Annotated in this window: 16 protein-coding genes and 3 pseudogenes; 16 read left to right on the top strand and 3 right to left on the bottom strand. The window is 57.9% G+C overall.

Annotated features, from left to right (window positions below; genetic code table 11):
* Positions 1-53 precede the first annotated feature (53 nt).
* A complete protein-coding gene (locus BLT00_RS05435) occupies positions 54-935 on the top strand; it encodes an SDR family oxidoreductase (RefSeq protein WP_092143088.1) in 882 nt (293 codons plus the stop codon).
* A gap of 221 nt (positions 936-1,156) precedes the next feature.
* Positions 1,157-1,549, top strand: a complete 393-nt coding sequence (locus tag BLT00_RS05430) for an MAPEG family protein (RefSeq protein ID WP_158265816.1) — start codon at positions 1,157-1,159, stop codon at positions 1,547-1,549.
* 202 nt (positions 1,550-1,751) lie between these two features.
* On the opposite strand, the gene BLT00_RS05425 is transcribed toward BLT00_RS05430, so the two are convergent.
* On the bottom strand, positions 1,752-2,777 hold the full coding sequence (locus BLT00_RS05425) for a LacI family DNA-binding transcriptional regulator (RefSeq protein WP_092143082.1): 1,026 nt from the start codon (positions 2,775-2,777) through the stop codon (positions 1,752-1,754).
* A 338-nt stretch (positions 2,778-3,115) separates the two neighbouring features.
* On the opposite strand from BLT00_RS05425, the gene BLT00_RS05420 reads away from it, so the two are divergent.
* The 3 genes from BLT00_RS05420 (at position 3,116) to BLT00_RS05410 (ending at position 6,614) form a co-directional block, all read left to right on the top strand.
* Positions 3,116-4,144, top strand: a complete 1,029-nt coding sequence (locus tag BLT00_RS05420) for a Gfo/Idh/MocA family oxidoreductase (RefSeq protein ID WP_092143079.1) — start codon at positions 3,116-3,118, stop codon at positions 4,142-4,144.
* Entirely contained in the window at positions 4,141-5,100 is a 960-nt protein-coding gene (locus BLT00_RS05415; protein WP_092143076.1) for a sugar phosphate isomerase/epimerase family protein, read from the top strand. The genes BLT00_RS05420 and BLT00_RS05415 overlap by 4 nt, the downstream gene beginning before the upstream one ends.
* A 95-nt stretch (positions 5,101-5,195) precedes the next feature.
* Positions 5,196-6,614, top strand: a complete 1,419-nt coding sequence (locus tag BLT00_RS05410) for a sugar porter family MFS transporter (protein WP_092143073.1) — start codon at positions 5,196-5,198, stop codon at positions 6,612-6,614.
* 31 nt (positions 6,615-6,645) lie between these two features.
* On the opposite strand, the gene BLT00_RS05405 is transcribed toward BLT00_RS05410, so the two are convergent.
* Positions 6,646-7,581 carry an AraC-like ligand-binding domain-containing protein gene (locus tag BLT00_RS05405; RefSeq protein WP_092143070.1) on the bottom strand — a complete coding sequence of 312 codons (936 nt, stop codon included), beginning with the start codon at positions 7,579-7,581 and terminating at the stop codon, positions 6,646-6,648.
* Positions 7,582-8,143: 562 nt separating this feature from the next.
* Between BLT00_RS05405 and BLT00_RS05400 the strand changes: the two genes are divergently transcribed.
* From BLT00_RS05400 to BLT00_RS32445, 10 genes and pseudogenes are all read left to right on the top strand, one after another.
* On the top strand, positions 8,144-9,199 hold the full coding sequence (locus BLT00_RS05400) for an aliphatic aldoxime dehydratase (RefSeq protein ID WP_092143067.1): 1,056 nt from the start codon (positions 8,144-8,146) through the stop codon (positions 9,197-9,199).
* 87 nt (positions 9,200-9,286) lie between these two features.
* Positions 9,287-10,153 (top strand): transporter, encoded by an 867-nt coding sequence (locus BLT00_RS05395; RefSeq protein ID WP_092143065.1) that lies wholly within the window; start codon positions 9,287-9,289, stop codon positions 10,151-10,153.
* A gap of 106 nt (positions 10,154-10,259) precedes the next feature.
* Positions 10,260-10,784: a group I truncated hemoglobin gene (locus BLT00_RS05390; protein ID WP_092143062.1), complete on the top strand. Its 525-nt coding sequence runs from the start codon at positions 10,260-10,262 to the stop codon at positions 10,782-10,784.
* Between the two features lie 267 nt (positions 10,785-11,051).
* A complete protein-coding gene (locus tag BLT00_RS05385) occupies positions 11,052-12,566 on the top strand; it encodes an amidase (protein WP_092143058.1) in 1,515 nt (504 codons plus the stop codon).
* 76 nt (positions 12,567-12,642) lie between these two features.
* On the top strand, positions 12,643-13,281 hold the full coding sequence (gene nthA, locus BLT00_RS05380; RefSeq protein WP_092143055.1) for a nitrile hydratase subunit alpha: 639 nt from the start codon (positions 12,643-12,645) through the stop codon (positions 13,279-13,281).
* 20 nt (positions 13,282-13,301) lie between these two features.
* Positions 13,302-13,955, top strand: coding sequence for a nitrile hydratase subunit beta (nthB, locus tag BLT00_RS05375; protein WP_092143052.1), 654 nt, complete (start codon positions 13,302-13,304; stop codon positions 13,953-13,955).
* Positions 13,952-14,392, top strand: coding sequence for a nitrile hydratase accessory protein (locus BLT00_RS05370; protein WP_092143049.1), 441 nt, complete (start codon positions 13,952-13,954; stop codon positions 14,390-14,392). The genes nthB and BLT00_RS05370 overlap by 4 nt, the downstream gene beginning before the upstream one ends.
* 59 nt (positions 14,393-14,451) lie before the next feature.
* Positions 14,452-15,129: an energy-coupling factor ABC transporter permease gene (locus BLT00_RS05365; protein WP_092143046.1), complete on the top strand. Its 678-nt coding sequence runs from the start codon at positions 14,452-14,454 to the stop codon at positions 15,127-15,129.
* Between the two features lie 115 nt (positions 15,130-15,244).
* A pseudogene (locus BLT00_RS05360) lies at positions 15,245-16,237 on the top strand (PAS domain-containing protein); the annotation flags it as partial.
* Between the two features lie 3 nt (positions 16,238-16,240).
* Positions 16,241-16,525, top strand: a pseudogene (locus BLT00_RS32445) (methyl-accepting chemotaxis protein); the annotation flags it as partial.
* 82 nt (positions 16,526-16,607) lie between these two features.
* On the opposite strand, the pseudogene BLT00_RS05355 reads toward BLT00_RS32445, so the two are convergent.
* Positions 16,608-17,784, bottom strand: a pseudogene (locus BLT00_RS05355) (NADH:flavin oxidoreductase).
* Here BLT00_RS05355 and BLT00_RS05350 point away from each other — a divergent pair.
* Positions 17,735-18,037 carry a winged helix-turn-helix transcriptional regulator gene (locus BLT00_RS05350; protein WP_256572753.1) on the top strand — a complete coding sequence of 101 codons (303 nt, stop codon included), beginning with the start codon at positions 17,735-17,737 and terminating at the stop codon, positions 18,035-18,037. The pseudogene BLT00_RS05355 and the gene BLT00_RS05350 overlap by 50 nt on opposite strands.
* Positions 18,038-18,041: the final 4 nt, after the last annotated feature.

Here is an 18,041-nt window from a genome sequence, read left to right as displayed (position 1 = left end):
CCTCCTATTTTGTACCGAATGGTACTTAATAGACAACCCAGCGGGAAAGAAAAATGAGCGAAGCCAAAAAAAGCGTCATCATCACCGGTAGCAGCAGTGGATTTGGCCTAAAAGCAGTGAAAGACTTTGCAGACAAGGGCTACCAAGTGTTCGCCACCATGCGTGGCACAGAAGGCAAGAACGCCGCAGTCAAGACCGCGCTGGAGGCGTATAGCAACCTCATCCATGTCGTAGATATGGATGTCACCAGCGACGAATCCGTCAAGACAGCCATTGCTGGTGTGCTGGCTAAAGCGGGCAAGATTGATATTTTGATTAACAATGCAGGCGTAATGTACCTGGGTATTACGGAGGCATTTAGCATTGCCCAAGCCAGGGAACAGATGGAAACCAACTACTATGGCGCCATGCGCATTATACAAGCTGTCTTGCCCGCTATGCGGGAAGCCAAATCCGGTCTGATCATTAACACCTCATCAATGGTCGGCCAGATTTCGGCGCCGTATTTCTCTACATACGCCGCCACCAAGCACGCTCTGGAAGGCTACGTCCAAGGCTTACGTTACGAAGTGGCGCCCTTCGGTATTGATGTTGCCATCGTGCAACCAGGCCCGTTCCCTACTGGTCTGAGTGCTGGAGGGCAAGCGCCTTCCCGTCTTGACGTACTGGAGAGCTATGGTGACTTGGCAAAGATACCTGATGCTATGTTCGCAGAATTCGCGAAATTCATGCAGTCTGACCAGGCACCAGATCCACAGTTGGTCGTCGATACTTATTTAGCGTTAGCAGATATGCCTGCCGGCAAACGTCCTACACGCACAGTGGTAGGCATGGTTTGGGGTGTTGATGAAATTAACGCTGCCAAACAACCCATTCAAGACCGTGTTTTAAAAGAAATGCAACTAGAGAATATTTTAGGCGGCGCTGACGCGTAATTCCCTGTAACAGGGCAAGCTATTCCTTGCCCTGTTTCAGCTAAATATCACAATCGCACTCCTTCCTTGGGAAACGTCCAATAGCAGTTCTTTAGCTCCGATTAGCGCAGCGCAATTGAAGAGCAAAGATCTAAGCGCCAACAGCCTTCGCGGGGTGCATACGCTTCGAGGCGAGCAATTTTAGCCACTAGTTAGGCCCCTTGCGGGGCAGGGAGCATACAGTGAAGGTTACACTTCTCTACGGTGGCCTACTTGCAATCTTATTCATTGCACTAAGTGCCCGAGTAATTATTGGAAGAATGGGGCCTGGCAGCCCTAGCCTTGGCGACGGTGGCAATTCCGTCATGTTTCGGCGCATTAGAGGACATGGCAATTTCGCTGAGTACGTTCCACTGGCGCTCGTGCTGATTGGATTTCTAGAATTAACCGGCTCACCGCAATGGCAACTACACACGCTCGGCTCGGTACTACTTGTTGGACGCATTCTACATGGCTACGCACTTTCGTTTACAGACGACAATTCTTTTGGTCGTAACGCCGGCATTTTTGCAACTCTTTTAGTACTGTCCACCTCGGCCGTGCTTTGCATTTGCAGGTATTTTGGTGGCGTCTAATTAGGCGTGCAACGCGACCTTTTTTCGGGCTGTAACTACCGTCCTGGGGCCCAGTCAAAATGTTCTTCGAGGATCCGGATAGTCTGTAATCGTATCGGCTGCATGGCAAGGAGCACCGTTTCTCGATCGGTACTGACTCCGACATAGGCCTCCATCCTTGGTTTTGCTGAGGGACACGGTTGGGTAGAACGCAACGTTGGCCTTACGCACCACAGTTATATCGAGTGTGAATCAAGATCTGTGTTGAGGGTGGCGCGCTCGCCGCGCCCTCGATCGCTCCTCGTATCCAGCGCACCGCTGCGGCCGTCTCGCCAACGAAATCATGAGAGATAACGTAATCCATAACACCGGACTCCAGCATCGCCCGCGTATGAACCGTAAGCTCATGGCCGACGAAAATAGGCCGATCCTCAGCCGCAATGGTATCTATTGCGCAAGCAACGCCCCGATTGGCGCCGGCCACGTTGTAGATGGCTGCCGGGTAGTCGTGTTTGGAAAAGTAACGCGTCAATTGTTCAGTCGTGGTCTGAGGGCGATCATCGGACATCACCCGCTCGTCGATCTTCAGATAGGGAAACTCCGAGCGGAGCACCCGGCGAAACCCCATCTCCCGCTCTTGCTGACAACGAAACGGCACACTGGTCACCAGCAGGATTTTCGCGGGCTCTTTAGGTAACGCATTGCCGATCAGTAACCCGGCGACACTGCCTGCCGCATATTGATCATTGCCAACATAGGCGCTACGCCCGGAATTAGGCAGGTCGGTGGTCAGGCACACAACTGGAATACCCAGGCTGCAGAGTTTGCGAATCGCTCGGTTGATCGCCGGATGCTCGCGCGATACGACGATCACCCCATCCGCCGAGGCGCCCTGCGCCTGAACCTGATCAGCAAACGTGGCGGGATCGACCTGGTTAGTCGGTTCATAGTAGCCATGCACCACGACACCTGGCGTCGAAGCGTTCACCAATGCCTCGGCGTCAGCCAATGTTGCATTGAAGGTTTCGCCCGAATCGCAAAAGAGCTTGATCTGCAACGTTGCCATGCCATCAGCCAAGTCCTTCTTTAGCTTATCCAGCGCCGCCAGCACTTTCAGACGGGTGTTTTCTCGCACGCCGGGGCGGTTATTCAGCACGCGGTCGACGGTGGCTGCTCCGACCCTGGCCACCTTGGCGACCTGTTGAACGGTGGGCCCCTTCCATAAACGCGCCGATGTTTGCATGGTCATATAGCCCGCTCTCTCTTGATGTCATTTACATCATATACGTATTACTGATGGCTGTTTTCAAGAGCAATGAAAACCACTACTACACCTTCAAATTTGAGGTTTTTCACATCATAAATAGCCTATGGCGCGCCTTGATGATTGCTTGTTCGGTGCTAATAATCGAGGCACAACAAACACAACAAACCGCCAGGATAGTCCCATGAATAACTCGCCTCATCGGTTGGTTTCGACCGCCACGGCTACGCCGCTTATGGCCACATACATCTCCCTTCCCAGTCCACACGCACGCGAGTTCGACGTTGCGTTGATGACTGTCGCCCATTGATAGGTCGTTGAATATGAGCATACGAATCGCCGTTATCGGCGCAGGGATTATGGGGGAGGATCACGCCCGCATCATTGCCCAGGACCTTCCGGGAGCCACTTTGCACGTGGTGTGTGATGCGTCGCCAGAGCGAGCGAAGCTGATAGCTGACCGTTATGGCGCTGCTGACGTTTCCACTGATCCACTGTTCACGCTTTCAAGGTCCGATGTCGATGCAATCATCATCGCCAGCCCGGACGAAACCCATGCGGTCCTGACCATGGCAGCCATCGAGGCAGGGAAGCCCGCACTGTGTGAAAAGCCGTTGTCTCAAAGCCCGGACCAGTGCCTGGCGGTCATCGACAAAGAGGCCTCTCGGGGTCGCCAATTCGTGCAACTGGGCTTCATGCGCCGGTTTGACCCTTCGTATAGGGAAATGAAAAGTGCCTTGAGCGACGGCGTGATAGGTCGGGCTGTGATGATGCACAACTTCCACCGCAACGTAGAAGCCCCCGCCAACTTCAGCGGGCAAATGGCAATCAGTAACTCCGCGCCGCATGAGTTCGATGTGGCACGTCACGTGCTCGACACTGAATACGTTGCCATCTCAGTGTTCCAACCCACCCACACGTCTGAGGACGGCGTCGGCGCCCCGGTATTCATGGTGCTGGAAACCCGGGAAGGCCATCTGGTGAACATCGAAATCAACAACAACGCCCATTACGGGTACGACGTCCGTGGCGAGTTGGTGGGTGAGCGAGGTTCCGTGCAACTGAACACACCCGTACATGCTCGTTTCAACACCTGTCTTCAGGGTTTTGAAAGGTACGCGGCCGATTGGCGGCCGCGTTTCGCCGACGCCTACCGCCTGCAGAACAAAGCATTCGTGGCGTTCATCAACACAGGTCGGTTCCCAGTCCATGCCGCGAATGCCTGGGACGGCTATTGCGCAGCCATTGTCGCCCAAGCCGGCATCGAGGCACTCAATCAGCGTCGCCGGATCGTGTTGCCGACGCTGGAAGCACCGCCCCTCTACCGGTCGCGAAAAGGAGCTACGTCATGAAGCTGGGATTCGTCACCGATAGCCTCGGCAACCTGCCCCTGCGGGAGATGCTCAAGCAGGCTGAACGGCTGGGAGTGTCGGGCCTGGAGATCAACACTGGCGGATGGTCCACCGCGCCGCACTTTGACTTGGCCCAGATGCTCGCCAGCGCCGACCACCGCCAGGCCCTCAAACGCAGCTTCCAGGAACACAATCTGGAGATCATTTCCCTGAACGCCAACGGCAACCCTTTGCACCCCACGCAGCCTGCACAAGGCCAGTGCCTCAAGGACACGATACGCGTAGCCGGTGAGTTGGGAGTCAAGACCGTCTGCACCATGTCTGGCTTACCTGAAGGTCAGGCCGGCGACAGGATGCCGAACTGGGTGGTTGCCTCATGGCCTCCCGAAACCCAGGCAATGCTGCGCTATCAATGGGAAGAACGCCTGCTGCCCTTCTGGAGCGAGATAGCTGATCTGGCCAAGGAAAATGGTGTGGAGCGCATCGCTTTGGAATTGCACGGTAACCAGTGCGTCTACAACGTCCGTTCGCTGCTGAAGCTACGCAATGCCATCGGACCGGTAATTGGCGCCAACCTCGATCCCTCGCATCTGTTCTGGATGGGCGCTGATCCGCTGGTCGCCGCCGAGGCACTGGGCGACGCCATTTATCATGTGCACGCCAAAGACACTTTGCTTAATGCGCCAGTCCAGGCCGTGGATTCACTCCTGGAAAATGGCTCATTGATGGATATCTCATCCCGAAGCTGGTCCTACATCACACTTGGATTCGGCCACGGTGAGCAATGGTGGCGGCAGTTCTGTTACCGCCTGAAGATGGCTGGCTACGATGGCTGGCTATCGATCGAGCATGAGGACGTTTTACTCAACAGCCTCGAGGGTTTGGAAAAGTCCGTAAGACTGCTACAGAGCGTCATGCCGGTTGCCACCAGCGATTTCAAACCCCAACCCATCTGAATCGCACCACGAGAAAAACCCATGTAATTGCATATTGAAACGCTCACCGCGATGGCGAGTGAGTATCCCCATGAGTTTCAGTCAGGAATATCACAATGACAATTAATTCCTACGGAAATACGGCAGACACTTCAGCCGCCTATGTAAGCCCTGAAAAGCACCAGGCACAGCGCTACCTGCAAAAAATCACTTGGATTGCCACGTTTGGCGGCTTGCTATTCGGCTTCGACACCGGCGTCATCAACGGCGCCTTGCTCTACATGAAAGATGACCTGGGCCTGACACCCTTTACGGAAGGTCTGGTCGCCAGCGCCCTATTGATCGGCGCAATGATGGGGGCACTGTTCAGCGGTCGCTTATCGGACCTCAAGGGTCGCCGCCGTATCATTCTTTTCCTCGCCGTAGTGTTTTTTCTTGGCGCGTTGGCTTGTGCGCTGGCGCCAACCCTCGACGTCATGGTGGCCGCCCGCTTCACGCTGGGGTTAGCGGTGGGCGGCGCATCGGTCGTCGTGCCGGCGTATCTTTCGGAGATGGCGCCATCCAGCATCCGCGGTCGCATCATTACCCGCAACGAGTTGATGATCGTCACCGGGCAATTCCTGGCCTTCACCACCAACGCCACACTGGGCAATTTGTTTAGCGATCTCGATGGTGTGTGGCGATGGATGCTTGCCTTGGCAACCCTGCCAGCAGTGGCACTCTGGTTGGGAATGCTCTACATGCCGGAAAGCCCGCGCTGGCTGGCCACCAAAGGGCGCTTCAGAGAGGGCCTGGAGGTGCTGAAACTGGTACGGGAGGAGTACTACGCCAAAGCTGAGATGGAGGCGATCACCCAGCAGATCAGCAACGAACGATTCATCAAAAAAGGCGGCTGGCGTGACCTGTCTCAAAAGGGTGCGCGGCGAATCTTTTTGATTGGCATCGGTATCGCTGTTACGTCGCAGCTGACCGGAGTCAATTCAATCATGTACTTCGGCACCCAGATCCTCACAGAAGCAGGCCTGGAGCAACGTAGCGCACTGATCGCCAATGTTGTAAACGGCGTTATCTCCATTGGCGCAACCTTCGTGGGCATTGCTTTGCTCGACCGTGTAGGCCGTCGTCCAATGATGTTGCTCGGTTTCACTGGCACCACATTGTCTTTGCTGTTGATTGGCCTGGTTTCAGTTTTTTTCGATCCCTCCGTCACCCGCGCCATGCTCATCCTCGGCGCCATGGCGATGTTCCTGGCCTCCATGCAAGGGCTGATCGGGCCTGCTTTTTGGGTGCTTCTGGCGGAAATTTTCCCAATGCGCATCCGCGGCGGATGCATGGGTATGGCGATCGCAGCGTTCTGGTTGACCAACGTGATGATCGGCATGTTCTTTCCATCTTTGGTTGCGATGATCGGGATCGGCCAAACCTTCTTTGTGTTCGTGGGAGCAGGACTCCTGTCCCTGACCTTCGTCGCGGTATGGGTACCGGAGACACGCGGCAGCACGCTCGAAGAGATTGAGCAGCGGTTGTATGGTTAGGCTTCGCTTCAGGAGCGATAAAGCCCCTCTTTCACTCTCGTCGCAGGAGAGTATGGGGGGCAACGCCAAAGGCTTTGCGAAAAGCGTGGCTGAAATGAGAGAAGTCGGAGAAACCGAAATCCAGCGCCGCCTGAGAAATACTGCGGACTTGACCGCGCTCAATAGCGTCGCGGCTGGCAAGCAATCGTGCCTTCCAGATTTCTGCGACCGGCGATTTCTGATGACGGGCGAAAGCGCGCGTCACAGTGCGCGTTGAGACATGGTGGGCTTGAGCAATGCGTTCGAGCGACAGGTCCGCCTCGGTCAAATACCGGTGGATGTAATTCATGATCCGGCCATGCAGATCCAACTCGTCATGAGTCTGCTTTAAATCCTGGAGTTCCAGGCTGACCACCAGAAGGTCGAGCAACGTGCTGGAGTAACGACTGGATACTCCTTCGTTATGGAAGCCTGAAGGCATACTCGCGGCTTGCCGTAACATCTCGCGTAACGGAATCACTCCCGGGCGACGATCATCCAGAACCACAGCGGTGCAGTCCGCTATGGAGGGCAAGCGCTGACTGAGCAGTTTTCGCGGAATGCGGACAAGGTGGTTATCAGTACCACCGAAGCTGAATCTGAACGGCTGGGATGCGTCATAAAGAAACAGATCGTCCGCCGCCAGTTTCGTCCGTCGGTCAGCCTGCTCCAGTTCGCCATAACCGCTCCTGGTAAAGCCCAACCACAAGTCGTCATTGGGATCACTGCGCAGGTGTTGGGCGGAGCGCTCCCAATAATGCAAGGGGGCGGACAACGTGCAGATGTCCAACTCGCCCATGCCATGCACCTCCAGCGCCCCGTCAAAATCGCTCTGCGCCAGCAGTTTGCTGTCTGCGTCCAGGCAGTGGTGACAAACCACTTCCTTCCAGTAATCGAACCGGAGGGGGGCCGTAACGGCAAGCGTTGAATACTGACAGGTCTGGCTCATTGCATTCACCTCGCGGCGGCGATTCAACAAAAAAAGCGGGGTAACGTTTCGGCGAGCCAAGCAATTAGCAGGCCATCGCCATCGCCTCATTCCCGCTGTCAGACACCTTGGAAGATAGGTGCCTGCGCGTTACATGGGCCGATTCTTCCAATACTCCTGATGCCACTTCTCGGGGCACCTCGCCCCCTTGATTCACAAGCCCCGCACCATTGCTGCGCGCTGATATGCCGGCCTTTTTTGCCTGTCCTTTTTAACCAAACGGTTGTCCATTCGAGCCAAGCACGTTGCATCCCCCCTGGATAATTTCTACTCCACGCCGTGCCCCTACAAGCACGAATGATGAGGTGTCTCATGCATCCACGAGAACAGCAGCGACTGTCCGATTCATCCTGGTTTTTACAGCGATGGGACATGGCACCCGAAGAGATTGCCACTTACCTGGTGCAGCTCGGGACCTTGATGCTGCAACGCCGATGGCGCGGTACTCACCGCAAAACAACAACATCCACTGGGATGTAGAACAGCGAACCGTCCGTTTGAGACGGAAATAAAGGAGCCCCCCATGGAATCTGCGATCGATAAACATCTCAAATGTCCCCGGACGTTGTCCCGTCGTGTTCACGACGATTACCAGCCACCCTTCCCGATGTATGTGGGGCGAGCCGACGAAAACGTGAAGCAAGTGGTGATGGCTTACCTCGGGGTGCAATTTCGCGACGAGCAACGCGCCGCCGCCCTGCAAGCCATGCGCTACATTGACGCCAGCTTTGCCCTCGCCGATGGCCCAGGGAATCACGACCTGACCTACCACCTGGATAATCAGGGGTATGGGAACTTCATCGCCGTGGGCTATTGGCGTGATCCCGCCGCCTACCACCGATGGCTACTTTCAGCGCCTGTGGCCGATTGGTGGGGCGACGATGCGCGCCTGAACGAGGGGTTGGGGTATTTCCGCGAAGTCATCGCACCGCGCGCCGAGCAGTTCGAGACGCTGTATGCATTCCAGGACGATTTGCCAGGTGTCGGTGCGATCATGGACGGCATCAGCGGCGAGATCGAGGAGCACGGCTACTGGGGCTCGGCGCGCGACCGCTTTGCTATTTCACAAACCGACTGGATGCAGCCGACCAGCGAACTGCAAGTCATTTCAGGCGACCCCGCCAAGGGCGGCAGGGTCGTGGTGCGCGGCCACGACAACCTGACGCTGATCCGCTCCGGACAAGACTGGGTCGAAGCCGGCGAGGAAGAGCGCGCGCTCTATTTCAACGAGATGCTGCCGCCCCTGCAAGACGGCATGAACTTCCTGCGTGACGAGGGGCAGGCGCTGGGCTGCTACAGCAACCGCTTCGTACGCAACGTCGACCTGGATGGCAATCTTCTCGACATCGCCTATGACATCGGTCACTGGCGATCCCTCGACAAACTGGAACGCTGGGCAGAATCCCACCCCACTCATTTACGTATTTTCACCACGTTCTTCCGAGTAATCGGAGGCCTTTCGAAGCTGCGGCTGTATCACGAGGTCTCGGTAGCGGACGGTAGCCAGCAACTGTTCGAGTACATCAACTGCCACCCGCAGACCGGGATGATGCGCGACGCGCAAGTGTCGCCTACCTGACTTCATCGCTGACTCCACTTTTAGCCCTGCGCATTGCCTGACTGGCGATTGCGGGGCTCTTTTTGCCCGAAAAAAGGATCGTCGATCATGAAACAGTTCCGCTACCTGTCGCTTGCCGCCCTCCTCCCCAGCCTTTCTTCTCACGCGCTTGAGGTGGATCCTGGCGATTACGAGCCGCTCCCCGTCGGAGCGACCATCGGCGTGGTCTACTACCAGCACGCCACCACGGACAGTGCCTATGCCCAGGGTCACAAGACCAGCTCCGATTTCAACCTGACTTCCGATATCGGCATTCTGCGTCTGCTGCACGTCTACCAGTTGAGCGAGCGGCTGACCATCGAGCCCCAATTCCTGTTGCCCTTCGGTCATGTCTCGGGCGGTGGTGACGCTTCTGGTCTAGGCGACGCCAGCGGCATCGGCGACCTCATTCTCACCGCGCCACTCAAGTACCGTCTCAACGACGCCAACGACACCCTCGGTGCGACCGCCTACTTGTACGTGCCGACTGGCGACTATGACAAAGACGACGCGCTCAACATTGGCGAGAACCGTTGGAAGGTTGATCTCCAGGCCGCTTACGTCAAGCACTTCACGCAGAAGTGGGCCATCGACCTCGTCGGCGACGCCATCTGGTACGCAGACAACAACGACTTCGGCGCCAACTCCGCCCGCCGGGAGCAGGACGTTTCCTACGGTGCTCAGTTAATGGGGCGCTACATGCCCGACGAGACCACGGCGCTGGCTATCGGCTTCGGCCACAGTTGGGGCGGGGAAAACCAGATCGATGGTGTCAACCAGGACGACAGGATGGAAACCACCAACTTCCGTATCACGGCCAGGAAGTTTTTCACCGCCAAGGACCAACTCCAAGTGCAACTTGGACGCGACCTTGCGGTGGAGAACGGCCCCAAAGAAGACTTTCGCATGAACCTGCGTTACGTCAGGGTTTTTTAGACCCGCCCGTCTCTACCACCCGTTGTCCTTATCAACCAAGCGTGTGCCCAACGGCGCGACAGTTGGCTAATGAGATGCCTCTCACCCGAAACGGAGTAACCAGACAATGACCGACCAGCAATCCACCATGGAACAACAACCCTCCCTCTATACCCGTCTTGGCGGCTATGACGCGATCTATCAGTTCGCAGGCGCCGTGTTGAGAAAGACAATGGGACACCCCGCCATCGGGCACATCTGGGCCCATATGTCGGAATCGACGTTCCAAAAGGAACACATCAATTTTGTCGATTTCCTTTCCGAGCACTGGGGTGGAAGCGCCAAATACCGGGGTAGAGACATGGTCACCGCGCATCGCGGGATGGGCCTGACCGAGGTGCACTGGCAAGCGGTGCTCGATTGTCTCGAGGCGTGCTACGACGACTACGGCCTGGCCCCGGATCTGCGCAAAGAGGTCAACGACTTCCTCATCAAGTTCAAACCGGCGGTGATCGGGAGCCCCTCCTATCGGGACGTCGTGCTCGCGCACCCGGAAATGGACCCCGCCAAAGGCATGAGAAGCGTTGGGGTTGTCTGGCCAAAACCAGGGAAGTCATCTCAGAAACAGGCCACGCCGGAATCCAAAGACTAATACGCTCGGCATCAGCCTACGGCTGCCAGGGCTCGCTCTGGCCGCCGACGGCTACCGTGGCGTGGCTATAAAAACAGGGGCAAGCGAGTCCCGCTCAACCAAGCGACTGTCCTCCTCAGCCAAGCGCTGCTCAATCTGTGGAGATAGCTTGATACCAGCCCCGAGCACGGCTCGCCAAGAGTGCGCAGCGTGCCCGGGCATCCCCGAGATGACGTTTGAACAGACATTGCCAGCCCCTACGGGTTGGCACAGGACACAGGACACCCCATGGCCATCATCCGCCCGACTCTCGAACACGTGCAGGATCTCGCCAGCCGCCTGCACATACAGCTGACACCCGAGCAAGCCAGCGAATACCTGGCGCTTATGCAATCCAGTTTCGATGCCTACGACCTGGTCGATGAGTTGCCAGATTTCATCCCTCCAGTGCGCTACGAGCGCAGTGCTGGTTACCGCCCTTCAAGCACGGATAATCCGCTGAACGCCTGGTACTACAGAACCGAGGTGATGGGCGCCAGTTCGGGCAAGCTTGCCGGCAAGACGGTCGCGCTCAAGGACAACATCTCTCTGGCCGGTGTCCCGATGATGAATGGTGCCGCGCCACTGGAGGGTTTCGTACCGTCGTTTGATGCCACCGTGGTGACGCGTCTGCTCGACGCAGGAGCAACCATCCTCGGCAAAGCCACCTGCGAACATTACTGCCTCTCCGGTGGTAGCCATACCTCGGACCCCGCGCCTGTGCACAACCCTTTTCGCCATGGTTACACGACGGGCGGTTCGTCTTCAGGCAGCGCGGCGCTTGTGGCGACGGGCGCGGTCGACCTGGCTATCGGTGGCGACCAAGGCGGTTCCATCCGCATTCCTGCCGCATGGTGCGGCATTTATGGAATGAAACCTACCTGGGGTCTAGTGCCTTACACCGGGGTCATGGCGATCGAGTCCACTTTCGATCATGTCGGCCCCATGACGAGCAACGTACGCGATAACGCGCTCATGCTCGAAGTGATGGCCGGCGCCGACGGGCTCGACCCTCGCCAAGCCGCCCCCAAGGTCGATGCCTATTGCGATTATCTGGAACGAGGCGTGACCGGACTCCGGATCGGGATCCTCCAGGAAGGCTTCCAACTCGCTAACCAGGATCCACGTATCGCAGAAAAGGTACGCAGCGCTATCGCCCGGCTAGAGGCGTTGGGCGCGCGGGTCGAGGAGGTATCGGTTCCCGAACACAACCTGGCGGGGTCGTTATGGAGCCCTATCGGTTGTGAAGGCCTGACCATGCAAATGATGCACGGCAATGGCGCGGGTTTTAACTGGAAGGGGCTGTACGACGTGGGCCTGCTGGACAAACAGGCCGGTTGGCGCGACCAGGCGAACGCATTGTCGCCGTCACTCAAGCTTTGCATGTTCGTCGGCCAGTTCGGTCTGGAGCGCTACAACGGTCGCTACTACGCCAAGGCCCAGAACATTGCGCGCTTTGCCCGGGCGGCCTACGACAAGGCGCTGGACACCTATGACCTGCTCGTCATGCCGACAGTGCCAATCACCGCTCAGCCGCTCCCGGAACCGGGTTCTTCAATCACCGAGACCGTCACGCGTGCGTTGGAGATGCTTGGCAATACGGCCGCTCAAGACATTACGGGGCACCCCGCCCTGTCGATCCCTTGCGGCCTGGTGGACGGACTGCCCGTGGGGCTGATGCTTGTCGGAAGACATTATGCCGAAGGCACCCTCTATCAAGCGGCAGCGGCATTCGAGGCTTCTGTCGATTGGCGGACGTTGTAGACCTGCGCATCGCATTGGCGAACGAACACCGGCAAGTAGCACTGAAAGTGAGTATCGACTTCAGAGGAGCCAATACATGAGCCATACCCATGAACATCACCACGATCACGATCACGATCACACCGAGCCACCCGAGGCCATCGCCTTGCGTGTCAAGGCACTCGAATCCCTGTTGATCGAAAAGGGCTTGGTCGACCCAACCGCCATGGATGCGCTGGTGGACACTTACCAACACAAGGTCGGCCCGCGCAACGGCGCTCAGGTGGTCGCCAAGGCTTGGTTCGATCCCGATTACAAGCAGCGGCTGCTGGAAGATGCCACCGCGGCCATTGCCGAACTGGGTTTTTCCGGCGTGCAGGGCGAAGACATGGTGGTGGTGGAAAACACCGCGACCGTACACAACGTGACAGTCTGCACGCTGTGCTCCTGCTACCCCTGGCCGACCCTGGGTCTGCCACCCGTCTGGTACAAATCCGCGCCCTATCGGTCACGGATCGTCATCGATCCGCGCAGCGTGCTGGCCGAATTCGGCTTGATCATTCCCAATGACAAGGAAGTTCGCGTCTGGGACAGCAGTGCCGAGTTGCGCTACCTGGTATTGCCGGAACGTCCGGCAGGTACTGACGGCTGGAGTGAGGAACGACTGGTCGAGCTGGTGACGCGCGACGCCATGATCGGTACCGGACTGCCTAAGAATCCGGATCAAGTAGCCTGAACCTGAGAAGGAGAAAACCCATGAACGGTGTACACGACTTAGGCGGTATGCACGGTTTCGGCCCAGTGCTTACCGAGGAAAATGAACCGATCTTCCATCACGACTGGGAGCGCAGGGTCTTTCCGCTGTTCGCCTCGCTCTTCGCCGGCGGACACTTCAATGTCGACGAATTCCGACACGCCATTGAACGCATGGAACCGGCTGAATACTTGCAGTCCAGTTACTACGAGCATTGGCTGCATGCCTTCGAGAACCTGCTGCTGGAAAAAGGCGTGATCAGCAATGGCGAACTGCAGGGTACGGCCAAACCAACCCCACCGACACAGCCCGTCACGGTTTTAACACCGGACATCGTCGAGGCCGTAGTGCTCGGCGGCGCCTCTTCCCGGGCAAAGGAACCTGTCTCCGGCCGCTTCCAGGTCGGTGACCGGGTGCGGACGAAGAACCTCAACCCAACCACCCACACCCGACTGCCGCGCTACGCGCGCGGCAAGGTCGGGACCATCGAAATTGCACACGGTGCGTTTGCCACCCCAGACACGATGGCCCACGGTCTCGGCGAACAACCCCAACAGGTCTATGCCGTTCGCTTCACTGCCACAGAACTGTGGGGAGTGGCGCGACCGGACAGCGTTTGCATTGATCTGTGGGACAACTATCTGGAGGCCGTATGAGCGCCAGCCTGCATCACATCCCCCCAATAGCCGGCCTGTCTTCCGACGATGAGGGCCCGGTGTTCGACAAACCTTGGCAGGTCCAGGCGTTTTCCCTGCTGGTACACCTGCACCAAATCGGTCTATTCCCCTGGAAAGACTGGGTGCAGGTATTCAGCGACGAGATCAAGGCTAGCCCGGCGCAACCCGGAGAAAGCGTCAACGACACTTACTACCGGCAATGGATCACAGCGATGGAAAGAATGGTCACCACACTTGGTTTAACGGGTATGGAAGACATCACCCAGCGCACCGAGCAATGGCAGCAGGCTTACTTGAATACCCCCCATGGACAACCGGTGACGCTGCTCAATGCGAGTTGCCCACCGGCCCATGGAAACGGCCACGAGCACTTGCCACGGCATGAGCCGGTAGCGATCAGCCGGGCCATCAGCTGAGGCCGGAGTCGTCCTGTTTTTTACTTTCGAGGTCGCGAAGCGGCCAAGGAGCAATCGTCATGCATATCGAACCTAACCTGGTGGAAGCTGGAAAACTCTGGCTGAGCTATGTCACTGCCGCGGGTGCCGGCGCCTACACCCTCAAACTCGCGGCCCAAGCCATAGGCGAGCGTGGGGTCTTCTCGCTGCTGGCTCGCACTATCACTGCCACGGCCCTGGTATTCAGCTTCTTCGAGCTACTACCGCACCATCCAGTCGGCGTCTCCGAGGTGCATCTCATCCTGGGGTCAACGCTGTTTCTGCTGCTCGGCGCCGCACCTGCGACAGCGGGTCTAGCCCTGGGACTGCTGATCCAGAGTCTGTTCTTCGCGCCATTCGACCTGCCGCAATACGGCATGAACGTCACCACCCTTCTGGTACCGCTGTTCGCAGTCGCCGCCCTGGCGAAACGCATCATCGCGCCAAACACGCCGTATGTGGAACTGAGCTATAGACAAGCGCTGGGGCTGTCGACCGCCTTCCAGGCCGGCATCGTCGCCTGGGTTGCCTTCTGGGCCTTCTATGGACAAGGCTTCACCGCAGGAAACGCCCTGTCAATTCTGACCTTCGGCAGTGCCTACATGACCGTCGTCACCCTCGAACCGCTGTTGGACCTGGCCGTGCTGGCCGGTGCCAAGGCAACACATCGCCTGCGTGGCAGCGCGCTAATCGAGCGCCGTCTGTACCAGTCCGCCTGAGTCGACAAACTCCAGTCCAGGTCAGACAGTCCCCGAGCATTCGAAGACCGGAATGCTCGGGTCATCAAGAACCAGAACCGCCCCGAAACCTCGTGAGTAAAACTAGAGGTATTTGATGTTTTTCAGAAATAGCACCCGCAAGGAATTGAAGCTGCTCGGCGAACGACTGGAACAACCCGACGGCGAGGAAGTATCGATAGCGGCGAAGGATTCGTCACTGCGACGGGTACTGGCCGGCATCGAACGCCTGCTCGCCGATCGCACGGCGCTCCGGGCCAGCGTGGTCGACCTTGATGCTGAACTGCAACGCCTCAAGCTTCAGCTGGGTGAGTACGAAACGCAGTTGCACGATCAAGCGCAACTTTGGCAATTGGCGGCTTGCGGGTCGGGTGATTTGCTCTGGAAATTGCAGTTCAATGGCAGCCTACAGCCCGCCCGCGATGCAGTACTGCAATGGTTCGGCAACCTGCCCACTCAGGCGGACCTCCCCTTCTATCTAGGCCCCTGGAACGATTGCCTGCACCCTGACGACCGCCAGGTCAATCTGAATGCCCTGGCTCGTCACCTGGCCGATCGCAGCGGGCACGCGCCCTACCAGGTGGAGGTGCGTCTCGCGAGCCACTCGGGAGAATACCGCTGGGTCCGGATCTGCGGTGAAACGCTCCGGGACGAACGGGGGCTGCCACAGATCAGCGTCGGTATGCTGCGTGACATCCACAGACAACGCTTGCAAGACGAAGAATTCGCGATGCTCTCGGCCCGCTTCGAGATTTCCCGCGAATGCATTCAGGATGCACTCTGGGATATCAATATCATCGCAGGCGATCCAGCCAATCCCCATAACGCCATCTGGTTCTCGTCACAGATGCGTCGCCTGCTCGGCTACGAAACCATCGAAGAGTTTCCCAATGTGTTCGAAAGCTGGTTGTCCCGCCTGCATCCCGAAGACAGCCAACGGGCCGTGCAAGCGTTTGTCGAACATGTCACCGACCGCTCCGGCCAAACACCCTTCGATGTGACCTACCGCCTCAGGCACCGCAACGACGAGTACCGTTGGTTCAGAGGCCGGGGTCAGACCCAGCGAAGCAACGACGGCACGCCCTTGCGTACAGTGGGGGCGATCACAGACGTGCACGCCCATCGCGAGGAAAGCCAGTTGCGTCAGACTCAGGAACGTCAGCATCAAGCGATGCAGGAAAACCTCGCCAAGCTGACGCAGATAGTCGCCGCCATCCAAAGCATCGCCAAACAGACCAATCTACTGGCCTTGAACGCGGCGATAGAAGCGGCCAGAGCCGGTGAGGCCGGAAGGGGTTTCGCAGTGGTCGCCGACGAGGTCCGCAAGCTGGCCACCCGCACCAGCCAGGCCACCCAGCAGGCGGCCGACATGATCGAGGGGTACTGAGTTCAAGCTGTGCATCCATTCTCATTAGATTGAAGGTGTGGCCTGCGCGTAAATGCCCGGGCCACCCCGCAATTCAAACCAATTCAGCTAAAGAGGCCGGATTGAAGCCCTTCAAATCCGCGTAATCGCCTCTTTCCACCTTGGCGACCCAATCCTTGTCACTCAGCAACACACGCCCTACTGCAATCAGATCGAACTCTCCGCGCTCCATACGCTCAATGAGCCGATCCAGACTCGCGGGGGTTGAGCCCTTTCCGGCGAAGGCGTTAGTGACATCATTCTCCAGCCCAACCGAACCGACGCTGATGGTGGTGGCGCCAGTGACTTTCTTCGCCCAGCCCGCGCAGTTCAACCCGTTCTCACCGTCAATTTCGGGAAACTCAGGTTCCCAGAAGCGGCGCTGCGAGCAGTGCAGGACGTCGACACCGGCCTCGACCAGTGGCAACAACCAGTCCTCCATCACCGCCGGCGTTTCAGCAACGCGCACCCCGTAGTCCTGTTGCTTCCACTGGCTGACGCGCATGATGATCGGGAATTCAGGGCCAACAGCCTGACGAACGGCAGAGACGACCTCACTGGCAAAACGCGAGCGTTCCTTGATTGTCGGCCCGCCGTAGCGGTCGGTGCGCAGATTGCTACCAGACCAGAAAAACTGATCGATCAAATAACCATGGGCTCCGTGGATCTCAACGGTATCGAAGCCCAGTCGCTTGGCATCTGCTGCGGCCTTGGCGAAGGCGGCTACCGTGTCGGCAATGTCTTCTTCACTCATCGCCACGCCACGCAGGTCACCTGGCGAAACAAGGCCCGACGGGCTTTCAACGGGTGCATCTGGCTCCCAGTCGTTGATGTAACGCGTGGAGCCGGTGTGCCAGATCTGCGGTGCCATGCGCCCGCCAGCCGTGTGGACGGCATCGATCACGTTCTTCCATCCAGCCAGCGCCGCTTCGCCGTGAAAAAAAAGGAATACCGGCATCATTACGCGATGCCGGGCGATCAATCACGGTGCCTTCCGACAAAATCAGCCCGACACCTCCCTCTGCCCGCCGCCAGTAATAGGCAGTGCTCGCGTCCCCCGGGATGCCCTCGGGTGAGAACAGACGCGTCATCGGCGCCATGACAATGCGGTTTTTCAGTTCGAGCGACCGGATGGAAAAAGGACGGAATAAGTTGTTCGACCAGATCGCGGATAAGTGGTCAATGATGGTTCTGGCGGTGCTCGATGACGGACCGCATCGCTTTAACGCCATCAAACGTCGCCTGGAGGGCGTCACCCAGAAGGCACTTACCCAGTGCCTGCGGCGGCTGGAACGCAACGGTCTCGTCTCGCGCCAGATCATTTCGTTCTCGCCCGTGGCAGTGCAGTATGAGATCACCCCGCTGGGTCGAACATTGCAGCAGCCATTTCGCGAGTTGCATAAATGGACGCTCGACAAATTGCCCGAGGTTGAAGCGGCCCGGTCGAAGTTTGACGAGGCCGCGGAGCTTAAGGTGATGGAGTGATTCG

This window comes from Pseudomonas sp. NFACC51 (genome assembly GCF_900103575.1).
In the GTDB taxonomy this organism is placed as follows: Bacteria; Pseudomonadota; Gammaproteobacteria; order Pseudomonadales; family Pseudomonadaceae; genus Aquipseudomonas; species Aquipseudomonas fluorescens_Q.
The sequence above is the reverse complement of the archived record's forward strand: the minus strand, read 5'-3'. Positions and strand labels throughout refer to the sequence as shown.